We start from the raw sequence: 20,628 nt of genomic DNA, 5'->3' as shown, positions 1-20,628 counted from the left end.
CAGTCCGAAAAGCAAAAAAAGCTCCGCAACCAACTGCGGAGCTTTTCTTCAATATCCTGCAAAGAGCCTAGATCTCGGTCGGCTCCATCTCCTCGCGGATCTCCTGAAGCAGATTGTAAGTCCCATTGCTCACCAGATCGTACACCTCATCAAAGCCTTCATTCGCTCCGTAATACGGATCAGGCACATCCTTCTGCTCATCCTGAAGCAGCAAGCGCACATTTGCTGTATGCAGATACGGCGCTTTGGACTGGATGTTCGCTAGATTGCTGGCATCCATCGCAATGATGTAATGAAACTTCTCGAAATCCTCATCAACCAGCTGGCGCGCTTCTTGTTTAGAAATATCAACGCCATGCTTTTGCGCTGTCTGGATGCTGCGGATATCCGGTTTTTTGCCACTGTGCCAGTTCGCAGTTCCCGCGGAGTCCACATAAATCTGCTCTTCCAGCCCAGCTTGTTTGACATGATGACGGAAGACACCCTCTGCCAACGGACTACGACAAATATTGCCAAGACACACAAACAGTACACGACGCTGCAACAAGACCACTGCTCCCTCCAAATCTGACTGCCCGAATATTTAACCCAGCCGAAATCTTTGCTCCAGACTTTCGCGCTGATCTACTCAAATATCCATGGATTTTGCGAGTCAGAAAAACCTACTAAATCTAAGACACCCCTTGCAACAAAACCAAAGGTGGTCTTGTGCCCGAGCTGTTGACCTCTACCGCAAAAGAATTTGCCCTCGCAGAATTACCGCATTGGACCTTGTCTGAAGATGGCAACGCGATAGAACGCACGTTCACCTTCCGGTCCTTTGCACGCGCATTTGGCTTCATGGCCAGCGCTGCAATTCTGGCAGAAAAGATGAACCACCATCCTACATGGACGAACACCTACAACAAAGTGGATGTGTTACTTACCACCCATGATGCAGGTGGGCTAACCGAGCTGGATTTCAAGCTTGCCCGCAAACTGGACCGACTTTGCGACGCTTAATCATCTTCAGGAAGAGTGCAATCAGCATTCAATCTTGAACTGACGCACGTCACCTACCATCTTATTCTCAATCAGCACATGGCCGTCTTGCTGGCACATATGTGGAATATCGATTGCAGACATTGGATCAGTAGCTTTCACAACAAGCTGCTCGCCTTTTGCCATACGCTTAAGATGCTTGCGCGTCTTCATCACCGGCAGTGGGCAGTTGAGACCTCTCAGGTCCAAAATATTTGAATCTTCCACCAATGTTTCACCAGGTACTCGAGTGTGGCACTGTGTTTAATGCTGGGCTAACGGAACTTTGCGCAACAGTAAAGTGAATATTGGGGAGTAGACCATGGCGACGATGGAACTGGACGGAAAAACAGAGACCAGCAATGCGCTTGAGATTCTGGACTTCTGGTGGACGGCAGGCGGCCCCAAATGGTTCAACGGCGGCGAAGCGTTCGATCAGGAAATTCGTGAGAACTTTGAAGCCGACGTAGAAGCCGCCAATCGCGGAGATTACGACACCTGGACAGCGACGCCTCACGGCACTTTGGCCCTCCTTTTGCTGCTCGACCAATTCCCGCGCAACATCTACCGCGGCTCCTCAAAAGCATTTGCATCCGATCCCAAAGCTGTAAAAGTCGCTCTTGAATCATTGAACAAGAACTTCCATACCGCCTTTCCTATGGGCTATCGCATGTTCTTTTTCTTGCCATTTGAGCATTCAGAAGAGATGGACATGCAGGATTTGAGCGTGGACTTGTTCCGCGGCCTTGGCGATCAGGACACCTACCATTATGCGCTGATCCATATGGACGTGATCCGCCGGTTTGGCCGGTTCCCTCACCGCAACGAAGTGCTCGGTCGAACCTCAACGCCAGAAGAGACCAAGTTCCTCGCCTCTGGAGGTTTCAGAGCATAAGCATCTTGGCTAAAAATTAGCCACACATCACGCATGACCAAAAAATAGGCAGAGTCAATTTATGGCTCTGCCTATTTTAGTGACAGCCACATTCTGCGCAACTCCGCAAGATCGGCCCCTCCTCAAGAAAATTTAATTTCAAACAAGCCGCTGAATTTTCGAGATTATTCCAACATCTTCCCCACGCGGAATCTACGTAAAAATCGATATTTCTCAAAACTGGCACGCTCCTTGAAGGAGAGGAGGCAAGCGTGCCGGCCGGGCATTCTGAGAACGACCAGATAACTGGCAACTTTCCCGGTCCCAAAGAGGTCTCCAGAACTCTTTACGGCGCGATCGATGAGAGAGGGGAACGGGAATCTGACATGAAAATCATTATGGCAATCATCAAGCCCTTTAAGTTGGATGAAGTGCGCGACGCACTCACCACTTTAGGCATCCAAGGGCTCACGGTAACCGAAGTCAAAGGCTATGGCCGACAGAAGGGGCACACCGAAATCTACCGCGGCACAGAATACGCCGTCACCTTCCTCCCAAAACTAAAGGTCGAAGTCGCAGTTGCAACAGACATGGCAGACAAAGTTGTCGAAGCCATAGGCAGCGCAGCAAAGACCGGCCAGATCGGTGACGGCAAAATCTTCGTCTACTCCATTGATCAAGTTGTCCGCATTCGCACCGGCGAAGCCGACGCAGAAGCAATATAATGAAATGAAGGGGACAAAGAATATGAAACGCGCCTCCACCCTTGTTGCTGCAGGCTCACTCCTGGCACTTTCCGCAGGTCCAGTCATGGCAGAAGAAAAGTACGCTCTGGCTGTCGACACCGCCTACATCTTCAACACCCTGCTCTTCCTGATTGGCGGATTTCTGGTGATGTGGATGGCTGCAGGCTTCGCCATGCTGGAAGCTGGTCTCGTCCGCACCAAGAACGTTTCCATGCAGTGCCTCAAGAACATCGCCCTCTACTCCATCGCAGGTCTGATGTTCTGGATCACCGGCTACAACCTCATGTACACTGGCGTTGATGGCGGCTTCATGGGCTCCTTTGGCCCCTACTCGTTTGATCCTGTCGGCGGCGACGCACTGGACACCGGCTACTCAACGGCGTCCGACTGGTTTTTCCAGATGGTCTTTTGCGCCACAACAGCCTCCATCGTGTCCGGCACCATGGCAGAGCGCATCAAGCTTTGGGCTTTCCTGATCTTCGTTGTCATTCTCACAGGCGTTCTTTATCCAATCACCGGCTCCTGGCAGTGGGGCGCAGGCTGGCTCTCAGAAATGGGCTTTGCTGACTTTGCTGGTTCCACTCTCGTCCACTCCGTTGGTGGCTGGGCAGCTCTTTCTGGCGCAATCATCCTTGGCGCGCGTAAAGGCAAGTACGGTAAAAACGGTCAGGTCTACGTAATGCCTGGCTCCTCCATGCCGCTGGCAACTCTGGGCACCTTCATTCTGTGGCTCGGTTGGTTTGGCTTCAACGGCGCGTCCCAGCTCGCAATGGGCACCATTGGTGACGTTACAGACATTTCCCGCATCTTCGCAAACACCAATATGGCTGCTGCGGGGGGCGTGGTTACCGCAATTGCTCTGACACAGGCCCTCTACAAGAAGGTCGATGTCACCATGGCTCTGAACGGTGCATTGGCTGGTCTTGTTTCCATTACCGCTGAACCGCTGGCCCCAAGCGTACTTCAATCCGTCATCATTGGCGGCGTCGGTGGGGCAATCGTCGTCTTCGCAGTTCCAATGCTTGACAAGCTGAAAATCGACGATGTAGTCGGCGCAATCCCGGTTCACCTGCTGGCTGGCATCTGGGGCACTCTCATCGTGCCACTGTCCAACTCTGACGCGTCATACGTCACCCAGTTCATCGGCGTTGCAGCCGTCGGTATCTTCACCTTCGTTGCCTCCACCATTGTCTGGTACGCAATCCAGCTTGTGGTCGGCCTGCGTGTCACAGAAGAAGATGAAGCCATGGGCCTCGACAAAGCGGAGATTGGTGTCGAAGCCTATCCGGAATTCGGAACCGGCTCCCAGCGCCTCTAAGCTTGCGCCAATTCTGGGAGGATCAAAACACTCTCCCAGAACTAAAATATGAAATTACAAAGCCCGGCAACCACCGCCGGGCTTTTTCTTTGGCAGCATTTGCCAGCCTATCAATTTCTCTCAATAGATAGCTCTGTGCTCAAACGCTAAATACTACAAAATCAAAGCAACCCAAAAGCTTAGGAAAGTTGATACCCCAGCTTACTAGTCGGTTCAAATCCGCCTACCACATTTGAAAGACGGACTTCACCTTTCATAGGTGGTACTTTCAGGAATGCCATATACGTCCATTTCTAATCAAGATTCGCTCTTCATCCTATGTCCAAACAAAGAGGCGCAAGCGCCCGAGCTTTGGAGTCCGATGATGAACAGTGAATTGGAAGCAGCGGTTAAAGAAGCCAGTCAGAAGTGGCAGAACGCGTTCAATGCGGGTGATGCTCAAGGCTGCGCTAACTGCTATGAGGCAAACGCTGTTATGGAGGCCAAACCGTTTGGCACCTATCACGGACGAGCCGAAATTCTCGAGTTCTGGCAAATGCTCATTCGGGAAGGCTTCTCAAAAATCGAATACATCAACCCCAAAATCGTCGCTTCAGGCGAAAGCTCCGCAATCCTTTCTTCCGACTGGAAGATGAACAAAGCCCACGGCAACATCTCAAAAGAACTTTGGGTTCTGCAATCAGACGGCACGGCGTTGCTCAGAGAAGACTACTTCAGCGCCGCATCTTGACAGCGCAATACGGCACACAAAAAAGCCCGGCACATGGCCGGACTTGGTCGCATCGCTCTACAGCTGAGACAATTGCTCAGCAGTCGCGATAATAAAAGTAGTCCAGACGGTCCGCGATATCATCCAGAGCAAAGGAGTAGCCGCTCCAGTCCTCATCGATCCACGCATCTTCCAGGCGGTCAACCGCACGGTCCAGCTTACCATCGTCTTCCAGTTCACTGAGCAGACGGCCTACGTCAATCAAATGCCCCAGAACACCATCTGCGCCTGATCCAGCACGCACACCACCTTCAAAGAAGACTTCATCGGAAATATCATCGATGTCAGAGATAGTCGCATTCAGATCCGAACAGCTTAACTCGCCCCATGCATAAGCAGGGCTTTGAGAGACCCATCCAGCAAAACCAATTGAGACAACAACAGCAAGTGCTTTAAAACCACGCAATATCATTCCGAGACCTTCTTCTGTGAGATGCATCTGGAGCAAAGCTCGCAAGATACCTGTAACCCACATAGAAGTAGCAAGGTCGCAAAGTGGTGCTGTCTCAAAGGAGACAGAAATTATGGTCTCTTTGAGATTTATCAGCGATCACTGACGCCCGTCTGTCAGCCCTTTCACAAAGGCTTTCTGACAGAAGACGACAAGCAGGATCGGCGGCAACATAGCCAGCACAGCAAGTGCCAACCCTTGCGGGCTTGTGCGTCCAACCAAGCTAAGTCCCTGTACCAAAGTCATTCTGGTCTCTTCGCTGGAAACCATCACAGGCCACAGATACTGGTTCCATCCCTGCACAAACATCAGCAGGCCAAGTGCTGCAATCATCGGCGCAGACGCAGGTACCAGAACATCTTTCAGAAACTTAATCGGCCCAGCCCCATCAATCCGCGCAGCTTCAGAAAGCTCAGCCGGCACTCCCAGAAAAAACTGGCGGAAGAAGAATGTCCCAACCGCTGAAGCCAGCAGTGGCAACATCAAACCCGGATAGGAATTCACGAGCCCAAGCTTGCTGGTCACAGCATATGTTGGCAGAAATCGGGATTCCAAAGGCAGCAGCAAACTGCAAAGGATCACCCAGAAAAAGAACGTGCCAAAGCGCACCCGAAAGAACACCAGCGCATACGCCGCCAAAAGAGAAACAGCCACTTTCGCCAGCGCAAACCCTGCAGCCAGATAGAGCGAGTTCAACGCCATGGTTATACCAGTGACACCGCCAGTAAACCCACGCCCTTCAAACAGCGCCCGGCTATACACCTCCACCCCATATGGCCCCGGCAGAAACTGGAGGCCATCCTGACCAAGCGTAGCGCCAGAGTGCGTTGAAGAGAAAGCGATCACGATCACGGGTCCGACGATCAAAAACACGCCGATAAGCAGAATAAGGTGATCAAAGAAATGTTTGCGGGGCATATTCATCTCAGAAACGAAGCGCAGTCCCCCACCACGAAGCATGGTTTTCGAAGACAAAGACGCAATCAACAACACTGAAAGCAGTAGGAGTGGCCCCGTTTCCGGGCAAACTGCTTTAAAGGATCGTTCCAGAGAGAAGACAAAAGGCAGCCAGACCAACAGAACGCAGCAACAACGGAAACACCGTAGAACTACGCAGTCCAGGTTTCAAGCTCTCTAAGTGCCTATAAAACCACAATTCCTGAATGCTTGGCGTGATTTTCCGGCTCAACATGGATGGTCACACGTGCGCCCGGCATCTTTTCTGCGATGCCTTCCTCAATACGATCGCAAATCGCATGGGCATCCAGAACGCTCATCTCACCCGGCACCACCAGATGAAAATCAACAAACGTCACATGTCCAGCATGGCGGGTCCGCAAGTCATGAGCCTCCAGCGCACCATCTCCAAACTTGGAGATCAACGCCCGGATTTCCTCCTGCTCCTCTTCAGGAGCCGCCTCATCCATCAGGCCACCAACAGATTCACGCACCAGCTTCCAACCGGACCACATGATGTTGACCGCAACAATCCCCGCAAGGATCGGATCAAACATCTGCCAGCCTGTTGCCCACACAGCAGCGATACCAACAAACACACCGAGAGATGTATAAACATCCGTCATGATATGTCGGGCATCCGCCTGCAGCGCAGGTGAGCGATGTGCTCTACCAATGCGCATCAAGGCCATTGCCCAGAACAGGTTGATAACGGAAGATAGGAAGTTCAGCGCAATACCCTGAAAATTGACCTCAAGCTCATACGGCTCTGTCAAACCCATATAGGCTTTACGCAGGATCAGGATTGCCGCCAGAACAATCAGAACACCCTCAAGAACAGCAGCAAAATACTCTGCCTTGTAGTGTCCATAGGGATGGTTCTGATCAGCAGGTTTGCGCGCCAGATACAAGGCCCCGGCAGCAGCAGAAGCACTCGCAATATTGATGGAGGTTTCAAGAGCGTCGGAATAGAACGCAATGGAGCCAGTCAACGCAAAGGCAAAGTATTTAAGAGTAAATACCAGTATGCCAATGACGATGCTGCCCAGCGCAAAGCGCATGCTCTGGTCCATGTGCCACATCCACCCTAATTCAAACTCGACGACTGCTTAGAAAGTTATCGTCCTCTATCAGGTTTCAGTGGCATATTAAACAATGGAACAGGGTCAAACAGCCAGTTTTTATGCTTATTTGCACTCAATGTTTGCAAATGAAAATCACTCGCAATTTATCAGCCAATTCTACTTGTCGTAAAAAGCTGCACCAATGATTTCGCCTGGCATCTCACCGGAGTTTGTCTGAACCAAAACAGCCCAGTTCTTGGAATCGAACATCTTCAAAGCGGTCCGTGGCAAACGGAACACTTCAGCAGTACCAGACCACATGCCAATCGGCATGATACTGCGCACCACGTTCTTATAAGTCTGCGTTGTGCCAGCGTTTTCACCGCGCTGAATCTCTACAACTGCTTCCTTGTCAATTCCAAGAAGATAAACGTCAGCCTTCTTATCTGGCTGTTTCAAAGAACCAGAGAGCTGAACTTCAAGCGCATTGTCATCAAGCATCGCCTCAACCTGAACGCTCATGCCAGAAGATTTGCGGATCGCATTCTTCACAGAACCACGATCACTGCCAACCATATGCCCACGACCATTCACAACAACCTGAGGCGTATAGATCTGCGCATCACCACGGCTCTTGGCATAATCCTTCTGGCGCTGAGTGAACACAGGCGAACCCAAAGTGTCCTTCCAACCGAAGTAATCCCAATAATCTACGTGGTAAGAGAGGGTGACCACATCCTTCTGGTCTGAGACAAGCTCCTCCAGAAACTGGTCCGCAGGTGGACATGACGAGCAGCCCTGGCTGGTAAACAGCTCAACCACAGCCTTTGGTGTTTCCGCCTGAGCTGAGAGAGAGGTCGCAAAACCAATTCCCGCTGCGAGAATAACACCCGTCAATCTATTTACAGAAAACCACCGCATTTCGGCCCTTCGCAATTGTTCAAGTCATCGCTGATGCAGCGCTAACCTAAACAATAACCAGATAACTGTAGAATCACATCACAGTGAGCCCCTGAAAACCGAAGGCATCAGGGGCACTGCTTCTATTTGGACTCAGTCAGCACTTTTTCAAGTTCTGGTAAGAAGACATCTCGATAACTGGCGGCACTCAAAGGTCCGATAAACTTATAGCGGATCTGAGCCTTCTCATCGACGATGAACGTCTCAGGAACCCCGTAAACGCCCCATTCAATGCCAGCCCGGCCAGTGTCAAACCCAACGCGATCATAAGGATTGCCCAGCTCAGCAAGGAACCGGTTCGCCTTAACATCCGTGTCCTTGTAGTTCAGGCCAGCAATCTCAAAGCGATCGTCCTTGGCAAGATCCATCAAGTATTTGTGTTCTGCACGGCAAGGCGCACACCAGGATGCAAAGATGTTCACCACAGTCACCTGACCAAGCAGATCACTGCGTTGGAACCCGGGAACCTGCTGCCCATCACGCTCCAGCCCCTTAACAGGAGGAAGCGCAAACTCAGGTGCCGGCTTGTTAATCAAGGCAGATGGAAGTTCTTTGGAGTCATGGCCGGACAGCATCATGAAACCCATCAGAACCGCAAGAGCACCAAAAACAATCAGCGGAAGAAGAAACAGCGGAGAAATGCCTGATTTCTTTTCCTCGTCCATTTCACTAGCCATTCCTGTTAGCTCTCACTCTTTTCATCAGAACCTGCAGAGACCACCTGGCTGACAGAAGGACCAGCGCGGCGCGTGGAACGACGACGAATGCCGCTTGCTTCCAACGCCTGCATTTCTTTATCCAGCTGGGTTTTGTCTGAGCGCACCCAGACAATCAGCACAGCAATAACAAGTGCAGCCATCGCATAAGCAGCAATCACATATTCAGCGTGACGACCAAACTCTGAAAAATCCATTATCCTTACCTCGCACCAGCAGGAGCTGCTTTCGTGACTGTGCTGCTGGACGCAGCCGGAGCAACAGATGCTGCACGCATCCGCATTGCTCTGATCCGACGACGCATAATCTCGTTACGCATGCTCATCAGATGCAAAGTCACAAACAAAAGCACAAAAGCCAAAGCCATCAAACCAAGCGGGATAAGAATGGAAGAGTGAATGGCAGGGCCGTCAGCACGAATAATGCTCGGCGGCTGGTGCAGTGTGTTCCACCACTCAACGGAAAACTTGATGATGATGACGTTGATCACGCCAACCAACGTGATGATCGCATTCACTTTTGCAGCCTTGATAGGATCTTCAATCGCCTTCCACAGCGCGATAATGCCAAGATACATAATCAGCAGCACAAGGAAGGAGGTCAATCTTGCGTCCCAAACCCAAAAGGTGCCCCACATTGGCTTACCCCAGACAGCGCCGGAAAACAGAGCCAGGAATGTGAATGCAGCACCAATAGGTGCAGACGCCTTAGCCGAAACATCAGCCAGCGGATGCTTCCAGACCAGAGAACCAATCGAAGAAAGTGCCATCATTGCATAACACATCAATGCAAGCTGGGCAGCAGGGACATGCACAAACATAATGCGCACTGTCTGGCCTTGCTGATAATCTTCAGGCGCAACAAAAAACGCGAAGTACAAGCCAACTGCAAGCGCAGCGACCGTCGCAACGATAAGCCAGGGAAGCACAGCTTTCACAAGCTTCAGGAACCGGGTTGGGTTTGCAAGATCGTATAAGGTCATAGAGCCGTTCTAAACTGAGAATGACGAAGCATCAATGTGTACATAGTGTCACGGACCCATCACAGTCATTGATTACGCGCAATTTGACGCTTCACTTCTTCGGGATTTCACCCATTTTAGACGATTTTACATAGACTTAACGCTTCTGGCAATTTCAGCAGCCTCACGGCTGCCGTCATCAGTCACCAGAAACGCGAAGCGCTGCAGCTGCTGCAAGAGGTCCAACAACAAGACCAAAAAGTGTCAGGGCACACAAAAACAGGAACGGAACGAGGAAGTTATTGGAGTCGATCGCTCCCGCTGTCGCGGCACTCACACCAAAGATCAGGATTGGAATTGCCAGCGGAATAACCAGAATGGAGAGCAACACCCCACCCCGCCGCATGGACACGGTAACGCCAGCACCAACCGCACCAACAAGCGTCAATGCGGGAGCGCCAACAAGCAAGGTCAGGGTCACCAGAACGATGCTCTGGAAATCCAGACCTACAAACAGAGACAAAACCGGCGTCGCCAACACCAGCGGCAGACCCGTCGCCGCCCAATGGGCAGCACATTTAATCAACACAACCAGCTCAAGCGAACGCCCGGACATCACCAGAAGTTCGAGGCTTCCATCCTCGCGATCAGCCTGAAACAGGCGATCCAACCCCAGCAAAGTCGAAAGCAATGCGCCAATCCAGAGGATAGCAGCGCCAATGCGGGACAGCAGGATCATGTCCGGTCCAACACCGAACGGAAAGATCGTCACCACAGCCAGAAAGAACAGAACACCGATCAGTGCACCACCACCAACGCGGTTCGCCAATTGGTATTCACGGACAAAAAGACTCTTCATCCAACTCATGGTCAGCCCTCGTCCTGCTCGTCTTCGTCGAAATAATCGTCCAGATCCGCTCCAGCAAACATATGCTCACTCTCGGTCGTCACAGGCGACAGATTGAGGAACTTGGTGTTTGGCAGGTTGAGCGGTAGGTGCGTCGCAGCAATCACAAGGCCACCAGCGTGGATGTGATCGGCAATCAACCCCAGCAACACTTCTTCAGAGGCTTTATCAAGCGCGGATGTCGGCTCATCAAGCAACCAGATTGGACGCGGCACCACCAGCAAGCGCGCCACCGAAAGGCGTCGGCGCTGTCCGGCACTCAGGTACCCTGCAGGCAAACTGGCAGTATGCGCGATACCAAGAGTATCCAGCGCTTCCAGCTCGCTCATGCTCTCACGTACTTTGCCGCCACCAAAAGCAGCAGGCTCAAAGAAATCACGCCAGAAACTCAGGTTTTCAAGGACGGATTGCAGCGGCTTCAATGCATCAAGGTGCCCGAAATAGTGCGAATGCTCGGCAACGGAGCGCTCGGGCATGCCACCTTCCAGCTCAATCGTGCCGTTCGCTTTCGCAACCAGTCCTGCAATCACGCGCAGCAGACTGGATTTACCGACACCATTGGGACCCTGGACAATCAGAGCTTCGCTTGAACCAACTTCAAAGTCGACATGGTTCAAAACTCTGCGGCCACCGCGATCACATGCAACACCCTGACAGACTAACTTCAATTGGTTCATCGCGCCCGAAACCACCACAGCAGCTCACACTGCTTACCAAACTGACGGCGTATCCCGAAAGTGGATCCGATTTCCGGATAAGATACGCTCCAACAAAGAATTAAAGCAGTTTGCATGATCCCGTCTTTGCGCAAACCACTTTATTCAGGAGGCCGTATCACATTCGGCAAATCCTTCGCTCCCATAAACACAGCTAGGATTCGCGTTGGCTCTGTTCCGGTATTCTTACCGTAGTGCCAGGTATTGACGGCCTCAATAAACGCCTCCCCCTTTTTAAAGGTCAGAGGAGCCTCTTTCTCATAGGTGATCGTCAGCTCACCATCAAGTATATATCCGTAAAGAGGAATGGGATGCATGTGCTCTTTAACAGCCTCGCCGGGCGCCAGCGTAATGATGAGGGATGTCACCTGAGCCTGCCGACCAGTCGGATAGAACAAAGGCTGCTTTGTAATCGTCGTCTCGCTCTTATCCAGCAAAACCTCGGTGTTCGAGTAAGCCTCCCCATTCTCCTGGGCCAGGGCACTGACGACATATCCGCCCAACACCAGACAACAAGCACCAACCAAAACTGCAGATTTCATGGGAAACACCTTTCTGTTGTTTTCAGCTATTCTCTGCGCACTTTTTCGCTACTTCCGGCGATTATTCATAGGTGAACCAGAAGCATCCTAACGATAATCCCCTTCCGAGCCTTTAAAGCCACAAAGGGTCAAATCACAGGCTAGACACATTGTATACCACTGTATATAATGCGATTCATACAAACCCAAACCCGCTTGATCGGGCGTCCCGTTCCGGCCTAATCTCACCCTAGGTAAATTATTAGCCTTCCGCTGCGGTTCAGCTGGAACCTGCGTCAGAAAGACGCTATAGGGACGACAACTATAAGCTGATTGAATTTCAAGAAGCGCTTTTAATGCATTTGTTAAATGATCAAGCCAACGCCATGACGGCGAACCGCCAAACTCCGGGATATATCGGAGAGGTTCGCCAGCTCAAAGCTCCGTTTCCTGTTCACAGCGGGAAACGAAATAAGGAGATCGCCGAATGACACAATCTCTAGACAGTTTTAAAGCCAAACAAACGCTGCAAGTCGGCGGCAAGTCTTATACTTATTTTTCCATTCCCGAAGCAGAAAGGAACGGCCTTAAGGGCGTCTCCCAGCTGCCTTTCTCTCTGAAGGTGGTTTTAGAGAACCTTCTGCGGTTTGAAGATGGCCGCACCGTCACCGCAGACGACATTCGCGCCGTCGCCGAATGGCTCACCACCCGCACCTCCACCCACGAAATCGCCTACCGCCCTGCCCGTGTGCTCATGCAGGACTTCACCGGCGTACCAGCCGTTGTTGACCTTGCCGCCATGCGCGATGCTGCCGTCAGCCTCGGTGGTGACCCGAAAAAGGTGAACCCGCTGGTTCCCGTTGACCTCGTCATCGACCACTCCGTCATGGTGGACTACTTCGGCACCACCTCCGCCTTCGCGCTCAATGTGGAACGCGAATACGAGCGCAACAACGAGCGCTATGAGTTCCTCCGCTGGGGTCAGTCTGCGTTTGATAACTTCCGCGCTGTTCCTCCAGGCACCGGCATCTGCCACCAAGTCAACCTTGAGTACCTCGCCCAGACCGTCTGGACGAAGGAAGAAAACGGCGAAACCGTCGCCTACCCGGATACCCTCGTCGGCACCGATTCCCACACCACCATGGTCAACGGCCTTGCAGTCCTCGGCTGGGGCGTGGGCGGCATTGAGGCGGAAGCCGCCATGCTCGGCCAGCCGATCTCCATGCTGATCCCGGAAGTCGTCGGCTTCAAACTCACCGGAGAAATGGCAGAAGGCATCACCGCCACCGACCTCGTGCTCACCGTGGTTGAAATGCTGCGCAAGAAGGGCGTTGTTGGCAAGTTCGTAGAATTCTACGGCCCCGGCCTCGACAACCTCTCGCTGGAAGACGCCGCCACCATCGCCAACATGGCACCGGAATACGGCGCCACCTGTGGCTTCTTCCCGGTAGACAGCGACACCCTCAAATATCTCAAGTCTACGGGTCGCGACGCCCACCGCATCGCACTCGTGGAGGAATACGCCAAGGTGCAGGGCATGTACCGCGACACCCACGCGGAGCCAACCTTCACCGATACGCTGGAGCTGGACATCTCCACCGTTGTGCCATCCATCGCCGGACCAAAGCGCCCGCAGGATCGTATCTCCCTCGCTGACGCCTCAGAAGGCTTTGCCAAAACCATGGCGGAGGAATTCAAGAAGGCAGGTGAAGAGTTCAAACGCGCACCGGTGGAAGGCCGCGACCATGACCTTGGCAATGGCGACGTCGTCATCGCCGCGATCACAAGCTGCACCAACACCTCAAACCCGTCCGTTCTCATCGGCGCTGGTCTGGTGGCCCGCAAAGCCCGCGCCAAGGGCCTCAAGGTTAAGCCATGGGTGAAAACCTCACTGGCGCCCGGCTCTCAAGTGGTGACGGATTATCTGGAGAAAGCTGGCGTTCAGGAAGATCTCGACGCCCTCGGCTTCAACCTCACCGGCTACGGCTGCACCACCTGTATTGGTAACTCAGGCCCACTGCCGCCAGAAATCTCCAAGTCCGTCAACGACAACGACCTCGTGGCGTGCTCCGTGCTGTCAGGCAACCGCAACTTCGAAGGCCGCGTCAATCCGGATGTGCGCGCCAACTATCTGGCCTCTCCGCCACTGGTTGTCGCTTATGCCATCGCAGGCTCGCTCAACATCAACGTGGCCAAAGACCCGCTCGGCAAAGACAGGCAAGGCAACCCCGTCTACCTGAAGGACCTGTGGCCAACCACGGAAGAGATCACCGACCTCATCCGCTCCTCCATCACGGAAGAGATGTTTGAAGAGCGTTACGGCGATGTCTTCAAGGGTGATGAGCACTGGCAGAACATCAAGGTGGAAGGCGGCATGACCTACGGCTGGCCGCCAGCCTCCACCTACGTGCAGAACCCGCCTTACTTTGAAGGCATGACCATGGAGCCAGCACCTCTCACCGATATTGAGGGCGCAGCAGTCATGGGCCTGTTCCTCGATTCCATCACCACCGACCACATCTCCCCAGCTGGGGCGATCAAGGCAGACAGCCCGGCAGGTCAGTACCTTGAATCCCATCAGATCGCGCCAAAAGACTTCAACTCCTATGGCTCTCGCCGTGGCAACCACGAAGTCATGATGCGCGGCACCTTCGGCAACATCCGCATCAAAAACCAAATGGTGCCGGGCGTGGAAGGTGGTTACACCGCCAAGGATGGCAAACAGCGTTGGATCTACGACGCCTGCATGGAATACAAAGAGGCTGGCACCCCGCTTGTGGTGTTTGCTGGCAAGGAATACGGCACTGGCTCCTCCCGCGACTGGGCGGCAAAAGGCACCAAACTGCTCGGCGTACGCGCTGTGATCGCTCAATCCTTCGAGCGCATCCACCGCTCCAACCTCGTGGGCATGGGCGTCCTGCCCTTCACGTTTAAAGAGGGTGAAAGCTGGCAGTCCCACGGCATCGATGGCACCGAGCGCGTAACCATCCTCGGCGTAGCAGACCTCAAGCCACGCCAGATGGTCGACATTCAGGTCGAATTCGCAGACGGCACCAAGAAAACCATAGAAGCCCTCTGCCGCATCGATACCGAAGACGAACTAGAATACATCAAAGCCGGCGGCATCCTCCACTACGTGCTGCGAAACTTGGTGAGCAGCTAAGACTGCCAGACACACCACAAACACAAAAACGGGCCCTCCAAGGCCCGTTTTTCATTGGCGACCCCACCTTCTGAGCCACCACCTCCACCGATGTCATCCCACACAAGCAATCCCCTCCGACATCATCCGGCACAAGCCCCCCCCTCTGATGTCATCCCGCACAAGCGCAGCGCGATGCGGGACCCAGAGCCACACACTCAAACCTTAGCCACCCCCGCACTGGATCCCGCATCAAGTGCGGGAAGACGGCAAGTGCTGCCGCATTGATACCGAGGACGAACTAGAATACATCAAAACCAGCGGCATCCTGCACTACAAACCCGGAGAAACCTCATCTCCAGCTAAGACTGTCAGACACACCACAAACAAAACCGGGCCTTTCGAGGCCCAATTTCTTAAATTCATCTGCATTTGACTTCAGATGATAACAACCAGTCAAACCAGCTTGATTTGCAACCATGTGAATAGCAGAATACCACCATGAGTAGCAAAGTACATATGCATGAAGTCGCGCATCATCTGCAGAAAACAGCAATCAACAACGATGATGCATATCGGGATGCCTTTGCTCGTTCTGCATACAATCGATACTATTATGGAATATTCTTAACCGTGCGCACCATGTTTCAAAGCATGAATACAAAATGGTCAGAGCTACCACATGCTGCTTATCCCGAAATATTGACAGGACAAATAGAGAAAACGCTAAAAAGTGAGCTCAAAAAAGCTCAAAAGAATGGTGACGGTCAACTCGTTAAAGACATCACTAGAACGAAGCATTCGATACGGAAATTGAAAGGCATCATTGTGTCAGCGAATTCTCTTAGAGTTGTCGCGGATTACCAGCCGGATGAACCCGTAGATTTCATAAATTCAGATAGATACTCACTGCGCAAAACCGAAATAACAGAGGCACATAGTTGGAAAGAACAAACTAATGCGCTCTGCCAAGACATTCTTGAAACTTGGAGCCAAATTTATGTCTAGCACAAGCCAGATCGCTAAATTTCTGCAATCGAGAATGATTAAGCTCGTTGGTGATGTCATCCAAAATCATGATCGAGTACGCGGTTTCATTGCTTTCATTGAAGTTACTCAAGATTCAAAAGGCAAACAGGTTCCTTCAAACCACGCTCTATCAAGATTGGAAAAAGAGCTAAGTGCCGACTTTGGTGAAGTGAATTTCGTCATCGTAGAACAAGGCGATAAAGACATACTCGCAAACATCAAATCTACATTAATGCGCAAGTTCCCTGCTTTGCTACGAAATGTCTTTGCATCAGTGCATGAAAGAAATATTTCTGTATGGCTTCAACCTAAAGGACCAACAACAGCTGAAGAAACAGATGCATTAAAACAAGCGACCTTGCAAATAGTCGAGTTTCTAAATTTCCAGCTTTCCGATTTTAAGAACCTCACAGAAGCGAAACTTCCAAGCTCAACAATGTGCTTGAGTATTGTGCGAAAGAAAGCACCAATAACTATTGAAGATATTGGATTAGAAATCGAAAGGCGAGGCTTTGTGTATCCAAACGAAGACTGGTTAAAAAGGCAGCTAGACAAACTACGAAAGCAATCACTTATTCTTCGTCAATCAAGTGGCGGATATCTCATGACACTAGAAGGACTTAATAGATTAGGCTCTAGTAAAAGTCGTCTTAGCCCTGATATTACTCGCGCACTTGAATTAGCAATAATGAAGGACTAAGGTTTACTCGTGGGAGTCTCGGCGAGGGTGTGTATCATGCCCATTTGCTAAGACCAAATACAGAAGGATTCCGCCGAATTCACCGGCAGTCCTTCGAACTTCCGATGAATTCGTCGGCTCCTTACGAAAGGTTACTTTGCTTAATGAGACTCCCACACCCTAGAACTGAGCAATTAGGTTTTCTCGCAGAAACACCAAAAGAAGTTTGCAAGTTAATTGGGGCTTCTTGCGGCGAAGATGAGCAAAAATTAATACAACAATACTACGAACTCGGCCTACCACCTGTTACATCAGTCAATGCTATTTCTGTGATGTTTGGCTACAATCCAAGCTTCACGTGGTCTCTGCTAAAAAATAGTCACAAATTTTATCGAGTTTTCGAGATACCAAAGGGACCGAAAAAGAGAAACATTTCAGCCCCTAAAGTATCTCTGAAGGTAATCCAAAAATGGCTTGCAACACATTTCTATAATAAATGGGAACGGCCAGACTACGTATTTGGATTTGTTCGCGGGAAATCTCATATAGGAGCCGCCCAAGAACATATTGGCGCTAACTGGGTCATCTCTGTTGACATAGAAGATTTCTTTCCATCCATCAGATGGACAAGAGTATATGATGCTATAACTGATCTTGGATACCAAGATGATTTCAGTAAACAGGCGCTGACCTTACTTTCATGCTACTATGGATCTTTAGCTCAAGGTGCTCCAACCAGCCCTATATTATCTAATATTATTATGGGACCACTCGATAAAAAAATTTTTGAACTGGCGAGACACAACTCAGCAACCTATACAAGATATGCAGATGATATCGTCATTTCAGGCAAGGATGGCGAACCGAACTCCTTACTTGAGCAAGTATGTACATTGATTGAGAGTGACGGCTGGAAAATTTCAGTACAAAAAAAGAAAATCCAAAAATCTCCTAATCGCTTAAAGATCCACGGTCTCCTCGTAAATGACAAAAATGTGCGTTTAACAAAAGGTTATAGAAACCAAATTCGAGCTTACAAACATATACTTAACAACAACTCTATAGATGATGAAAGCAAGAATAAGTTAAGAGGGCATATCGCATATGCGGACCATGTTGCCACCTATTCAGAGCAACTCCCCCCACCATCCACACCCTCGTCAAAATTGCCAGTTTGACAACCACCGGTTTTCATTCCAAAGTCATACATGAGGCCTAGAAACCTTCTTCAAGTAGCGGTTACCGCTCCCGACGACTAGCGGATTTTTTGTGCCTGCTTTATAGGTAGCGCGCAAACCCTTTGCTATGAGCGGGAGGGCGGTGAATACAACACCTCCTTCGGGGGGGAATAAACTCGCCTGACTGCTTGCAGGTTTCTAGCCTCCCGCTCGCCAGCTGGCCCTAGAAAGCCGTGCTGTCCAGCGGTTGTTCAACACCCTGTAAGCAGAGGGATTGAGAATGACCGACTCCGCATGTGCCTGTGGCACCACAAATACGTTCCAGAATGAAATAGACGAAGTCATCGTCGTTGTCTCGGACCTGCAAAATCTCAGCTATATCCAGCACTTGCTGTTAACTGAGAGGATGCAGCACAGCAGCGAACGCGATGCTTTGTTCACTCTGCACCATGCCTTCCGCGACCGACTGGAAGCACTCCAAAAACGCTGCGGAACTTTAGAGCGGGTCGCTCATCCGCAGCCGATAAACACAAAAATTCCGCTTCCTGAATAAGCCCACCCAGCGCTCCACAAAGCAAGGGAACCTGCCCACGTGGAGCAAAGGCAGGCGCAAGAGCATTTGGCAACACTGCCATCCGCTCCGGTGCCGGAAGCGAGAACGCACCTACACCCCGCATCCTCGCGGAAAGCACCCTGCTGGCCTGCGGAGCCACCACCCTCCGCAGGCCAGCGCTTATTTACCAGCGCAAATGCCGGCTTTTGTCAGGGTCAGTTGCCATGCAGCAGCGCCATCAAACGGCGTGACCAGCCCGTCATCGTCCTTGTTCGTAAACGCGCCCATACCATGCGCAATCATGTATTTAGGGTAATAATCCGGCGCATCCTGTCCCTGCAGAAAGTCACAGGCCTCGGCAATGCCATCCTTGCTGTAATTTTCCAGCGCTGCACCAAACGCTGTGCGTTGCGCCTCGTCCATCTTTTGAAAAGTCACCATCCGCAGCACAGAAAGCGCCTGATACGCGCTCTTATCCTTCACCCGCTGCATATCAAAGGTGCCACGCGCAAACGCCATCACATAAAGATCAACGGCAGAGCCATACTGCTCCTTCTCAATGCAATCAAAGATCGACGCATAAAGGTCTGCCGGAGTGTAACTCGTCTTGGCGTCCTCCCGCGCAATACAGCCCACATCATGGGTCACCTGCAGGTTTCCCTCGGCCTGATGATTGGTGATTTTGCCTTGCGCCTGCGCACCACCGGCAAACAACATCGCCCCACCCAAAAGGCTGAGAGCCAGATACGAAACTTTCAACGAAAACACCTCTCTAATCGCCCGGAAAGCACCCTTCCCGGCATCTCACCACTACAATCTGCAGGTCTCACTCATACACCCGTCACCCCACCCCTCACTTGACCTTCGCCAAACACACACCCGGTTATCTGCCAGAGTGCGCAGAGTTCTCATCCGCAACCTCCCCCGGTGTCATCCCGGGCGCAGCAAAGCGAAGACCCGGGACCCATAACCATAACCCTCTCGGCTCTATTCTCTCATGCTCTCCCACACTCAAAAGCCATTGCTACCTCGCAAACACTCGCACACATTATGCAGCAACTGCCCCTGAGGATCGGGCTAACACAGGAGGAGCCTGCAAAAAACTTATCCCCCTTGGCCAAAGATGCCGCCATACTAACTCCCATGCCTACGTAACGGGCTGCTGGCGGACCGTCCGTCAGTTTGTCGTAGGCTGGGTGGGGCTTTTGAGAGAAGTAACGTATCTTTCAAAGGTCCGGTGGAACCGATTTTCAAACGTGACCGCATGGTTTGAGAGGAAGGGCCCAAGTCTGAAGGGCATCACGCGGTGGCACGAACCAGTCAGAGTGGTTGCGTGTCAGGGATGAAGGAACTGTTTTAGTAAGGAAACTTGCTGGAATAAGCCATTGTCCTTCCAGGAAACTGGCTATCGTGTCTTTCAGGATAAGAGGCGATGTTGTCCATACCAAAATGCCCGGGCAAGGCGACAGCCAATGCCGAAGACTCATAACCAATAAAATGCGCAGGCACTGCCTGCTCGCCTTGCCCTCCCCATTTTGGGAGTTTCACGTGAAAACACCGCCGGACATTTCCAGCGGTGCTAAAGCTGTTTGCATAACGAGAAGGCTCACGCTGCCGCCTTTTCCTTGAACATGTGAAGCCGATCCGTATCTTCCCACTGCAATCTATAGCCAAGCTGCTCAATGAACACCTTCGCAGGGTGGGTCTTGATCGGGTTGAATGTCCACTGGCTAAAGCCCTTGCGCTGAATATCCTCCTCCGTACGCTCAAGCAGATACTTCGCCAAACCATAGCGGCGAAAATCCGGATGCACATACACGTTGAAGATATGGGCACTGTCATTCAGAAGCCCCCAATAGCAATAGCCTTTGATGTCATCCGCCATCTCAGCAGCAAAAGTGCGCAGCAAAGCCTCTTCCATCCGCTTGCGATGCACAGCCTCACACGTCTTCCACCGCTCAAAGTTATGCGGTTCCAACTCCGCCATATAGTGAGCCTCAAGCTCCAGCAAAGCCGGAAGATCCTTCGCTTCAGACACCCTGATTATGGGAACAACCATCTGCGATC

General features: G+C 51.6%; 24 protein-coding genes. 10 read left to right on the top strand and 14 right to left on the bottom strand.

The window, feature by feature from the left end:
- Nucleotides 1-67: 67 nt before the first annotated feature.
- Complete coding sequence (locus DHN43_RS11370; protein ID WP_063299773.1) at nucleotides 68-553, bottom strand: low molecular weight protein-tyrosine-phosphatase; 486 nt, start codon at nucleotides 551-553, stop codon at nucleotides 68-70.
- Nucleotides 554-708: 155 nt separating this feature from the next.
- On the opposite strand from DHN43_RS11370, the gene DHN43_RS11365 reads away from it, so the two are divergent.
- Complete coding sequence (locus DHN43_RS11365; protein ID WP_063286159.1) at nucleotides 709-1,002, top strand: 4a-hydroxytetrahydrobiopterin dehydratase; 294 nt, start codon at nucleotides 709-711, stop codon at nucleotides 1,000-1,002.
- Nucleotides 1,003-1,023: 21 nt separating this feature from the next.
- Here DHN43_RS11365 and DHN43_RS11360 read toward each other — a convergent pair whose 3' ends face one another.
- Nucleotides 1,024-1,248, bottom strand: a complete 225-nt coding sequence (locus DHN43_RS11360; protein WP_057464685.1) for a sulfurtransferase TusA family protein — start codon at nucleotides 1,246-1,248, stop codon at nucleotides 1,024-1,026.
- Between the two features lie 94 nt (nucleotides 1,249-1,342).
- Between DHN43_RS11360 and DHN43_RS11355 the strand changes: the two genes are divergently transcribed.
- From DHN43_RS11355 to DHN43_RS11340, 4 genes are all read left to right on the top strand, one after another.
- On the top strand, nucleotides 1,343-1,915 hold the full coding sequence (locus DHN43_RS11355; protein ID WP_063291275.1) for a DUF924 family protein: 573 nt from the start codon (nucleotides 1,343-1,345) through the stop codon (nucleotides 1,913-1,915).
- A gap of 365 nt (nucleotides 1,916-2,280) precedes the next feature.
- A complete protein-coding gene (locus DHN43_RS11350; protein WP_057464729.1) occupies nucleotides 2,281-2,619 on the top strand; it encodes a P-II family nitrogen regulator in 339 nt (112 codons plus the stop codon).
- Between the two features lie 22 nt (nucleotides 2,620-2,641).
- Nucleotides 2,642-3,958: an ammonium transporter gene (locus tag DHN43_RS11345; protein WP_108818647.1), complete on the top strand. Its 1,317-nt coding sequence runs from the start codon at nucleotides 2,642-2,644 to the stop codon at nucleotides 3,956-3,958.
- A 364-nt stretch (nucleotides 3,959-4,322) separates the two neighbouring features.
- Nucleotides 4,323-4,688: a YybH family protein gene (locus tag DHN43_RS11340; protein WP_063299781.1), complete on the top strand. Its 366-nt coding sequence runs from the start codon at nucleotides 4,323-4,325 to the stop codon at nucleotides 4,686-4,688.
- Nucleotides 4,689-4,764: 76 nt separating this feature from the next.
- On the opposite strand, the gene DHN43_RS11335 is transcribed toward DHN43_RS11340, so the two are convergent.
- From DHN43_RS11335 to DHN43_RS11285, 10 genes are all read right to left on the bottom strand, one after another.
- Nucleotides 4,765-5,139 carry a hypothetical protein gene (locus tag DHN43_RS11335; protein ID WP_208995225.1) on the bottom strand — a complete coding sequence of 125 codons (375 nt, stop codon included), beginning with the start codon at nucleotides 5,137-5,139 and terminating at the stop codon, nucleotides 4,765-4,767.
- Between the two features lie 138 nt (nucleotides 5,140-5,277).
- Nucleotides 5,278-6,096 (bottom strand): carbohydrate ABC transporter permease, encoded by an 819-nt coding sequence (locus tag DHN43_RS11330; protein WP_108818759.1) that lies wholly within the window; start codon nucleotides 6,094-6,096, stop codon nucleotides 5,278-5,280.
- 224 nt (nucleotides 6,097-6,320) lie between these two features.
- Nucleotides 6,321-7,208, bottom strand: coding sequence for a cation diffusion facilitator family transporter (locus DHN43_RS11320; RefSeq protein ID WP_057464725.1), 888 nt, complete (start codon nucleotides 7,206-7,208; stop codon nucleotides 6,321-6,323).
- A gap of 168 nt (nucleotides 7,209-7,376) precedes the next feature.
- Nucleotides 7,377-8,120 carry a DUF1223 domain-containing protein gene (locus DHN43_RS11315; protein ID WP_057464681.1) on the bottom strand — a complete coding sequence of 248 codons (744 nt, stop codon included), beginning with the start codon at nucleotides 8,118-8,120 and terminating at the stop codon, nucleotides 7,377-7,379.
- Nucleotides 8,121-8,242: 122 nt separating this feature from the next.
- Complete coding sequence (locus tag DHN43_RS11310) at nucleotides 8,243-8,836, bottom strand: DsbE family thiol:disulfide interchange protein (RefSeq protein ID WP_057464680.1); 594 nt, start codon at nucleotides 8,834-8,836, stop codon at nucleotides 8,243-8,245.
- A gap of 5 nt (nucleotides 8,837-8,841) precedes the next feature.
- On the bottom strand, nucleotides 8,842-9,072 hold the full coding sequence (gene ccmD, locus DHN43_RS11305; RefSeq protein WP_057464679.1) for a heme exporter protein CcmD: 231 nt from the start codon (nucleotides 9,070-9,072) through the stop codon (nucleotides 8,842-8,844).
- A gap of 5 nt (nucleotides 9,073-9,077) precedes the next feature.
- The gene (locus DHN43_RS11300) at nucleotides 9,078-9,857 is read right to left on the bottom strand and encodes a heme ABC transporter permease (protein WP_057464678.1); all 780 of its coding nucleotides are present in this window, start codon (nucleotides 9,855-9,857) and stop codon (nucleotides 9,078-9,080) included.
- Nucleotides 9,858-10,035: 178 nt separating this feature from the next.
- On the bottom strand, nucleotides 10,036-10,695 hold the full coding sequence (ccmB, locus tag DHN43_RS11295) for a heme exporter protein CcmB (RefSeq protein WP_181951980.1): 660 nt from the start codon (nucleotides 10,693-10,695) through the stop codon (nucleotides 10,036-10,038).
- Nucleotides 10,696-10,706: 11 nt separating this feature from the next.
- Nucleotides 10,707-11,411, bottom strand: coding sequence for a heme ABC exporter ATP-binding protein CcmA (gene ccmA / locus DHN43_RS11290; protein ID WP_108818758.1), 705 nt, complete (start codon nucleotides 11,409-11,411; stop codon nucleotides 10,707-10,709).
- A 149-nt stretch (nucleotides 11,412-11,560) separates the two neighbouring features.
- Nucleotides 11,561-12,001, bottom strand: a complete 441-nt coding sequence (locus tag DHN43_RS11285) for a cupin domain-containing protein (RefSeq protein WP_063305964.1) — start codon at nucleotides 11,999-12,001, stop codon at nucleotides 11,561-11,563.
- Nucleotides 12,002-12,467: 466 nt separating this feature from the next.
- Between DHN43_RS11285 and acnA the strand changes: the two genes are divergently transcribed.
- The 5 genes from acnA (at nucleotide 12,468) to DHN43_RS11260 (ending at nucleotide 18,561) form a co-directional block, all read left to right on the top strand.
- Nucleotides 12,468-15,143 carry an aconitate hydratase AcnA gene (gene acnA / locus DHN43_RS11280; RefSeq protein WP_108818645.1) on the top strand — a complete coding sequence of 892 codons (2,676 nt, stop codon included), beginning with the start codon at nucleotides 12,468-12,470 and terminating at the stop codon, nucleotides 15,141-15,143.
- Between the two features lie 480 nt (nucleotides 15,144-15,623).
- On the top strand, nucleotides 15,624-16,130 hold the full coding sequence (locus DHN43_RS11275; protein WP_108818644.1) for a hypothetical protein: 507 nt from the start codon (nucleotides 15,624-15,626) through the stop codon (nucleotides 16,128-16,130).
- A complete protein-coding gene (locus DHN43_RS11270) occupies nucleotides 16,123-16,851 on the top strand; it encodes a hypothetical protein (RefSeq protein ID WP_108818643.1) in 729 nt (242 codons plus the stop codon). Before DHN43_RS11275 ends, DHN43_RS11270 begins: the two co-directional genes overlap by 8 nt.
- A gap of 143 nt (nucleotides 16,852-16,994) precedes the next feature.
- Nucleotides 16,995-18,008, top strand: a complete 1,014-nt coding sequence (locus DHN43_RS11265) for a reverse transcriptase family protein (protein WP_159096828.1) — start codon at nucleotides 16,995-16,997, stop codon at nucleotides 18,006-18,008.
- A gap of 280 nt (nucleotides 18,009-18,288) precedes the next feature.
- Nucleotides 18,289-18,561 (top strand): hypothetical protein, encoded by a 273-nt coding sequence (locus DHN43_RS11260; RefSeq protein ID WP_108818641.1) that lies wholly within the window; start codon nucleotides 18,289-18,291, stop codon nucleotides 18,559-18,561.
- A 180-nt stretch (nucleotides 18,562-18,741) separates the two neighbouring features.
- Here DHN43_RS11260 and DHN43_RS11255 read toward each other — a convergent pair whose 3' ends face one another.
- Together DHN43_RS11255 and DHN43_RS11250 are read right to left on the bottom strand one after the other, a co-directional pair.
- On the bottom strand, nucleotides 18,742-19,320 hold the full coding sequence (locus DHN43_RS11255) for a hypothetical protein (protein WP_208995223.1): 579 nt from the start codon (nucleotides 19,318-19,320) through the stop codon (nucleotides 18,742-18,744).
- Between the two features lie 847 nt (nucleotides 19,321-20,167).
- A complete protein-coding gene (locus DHN43_RS11250) occupies nucleotides 20,168-20,620 on the bottom strand; it encodes a GNAT family N-acetyltransferase (RefSeq protein ID WP_108818640.1) in 453 nt (150 codons plus the stop codon).
- Between the last annotated feature and the right edge of the window lie 8 nt (nucleotides 20,621-20,628).

Origin of the sequence: Pseudovibrio sp. Alg231-02 (assembly GCF_900143565.1) — a bacterium.
GTDB lineage: Bacteria > Pseudomonadota > Alphaproteobacteria > Rhizobiales > Stappiaceae > Pseudovibrio.
Note: the sequence above shows the minus strand (reverse complement) of the source record. Positions and strands in the feature narration are given on the sequence as shown.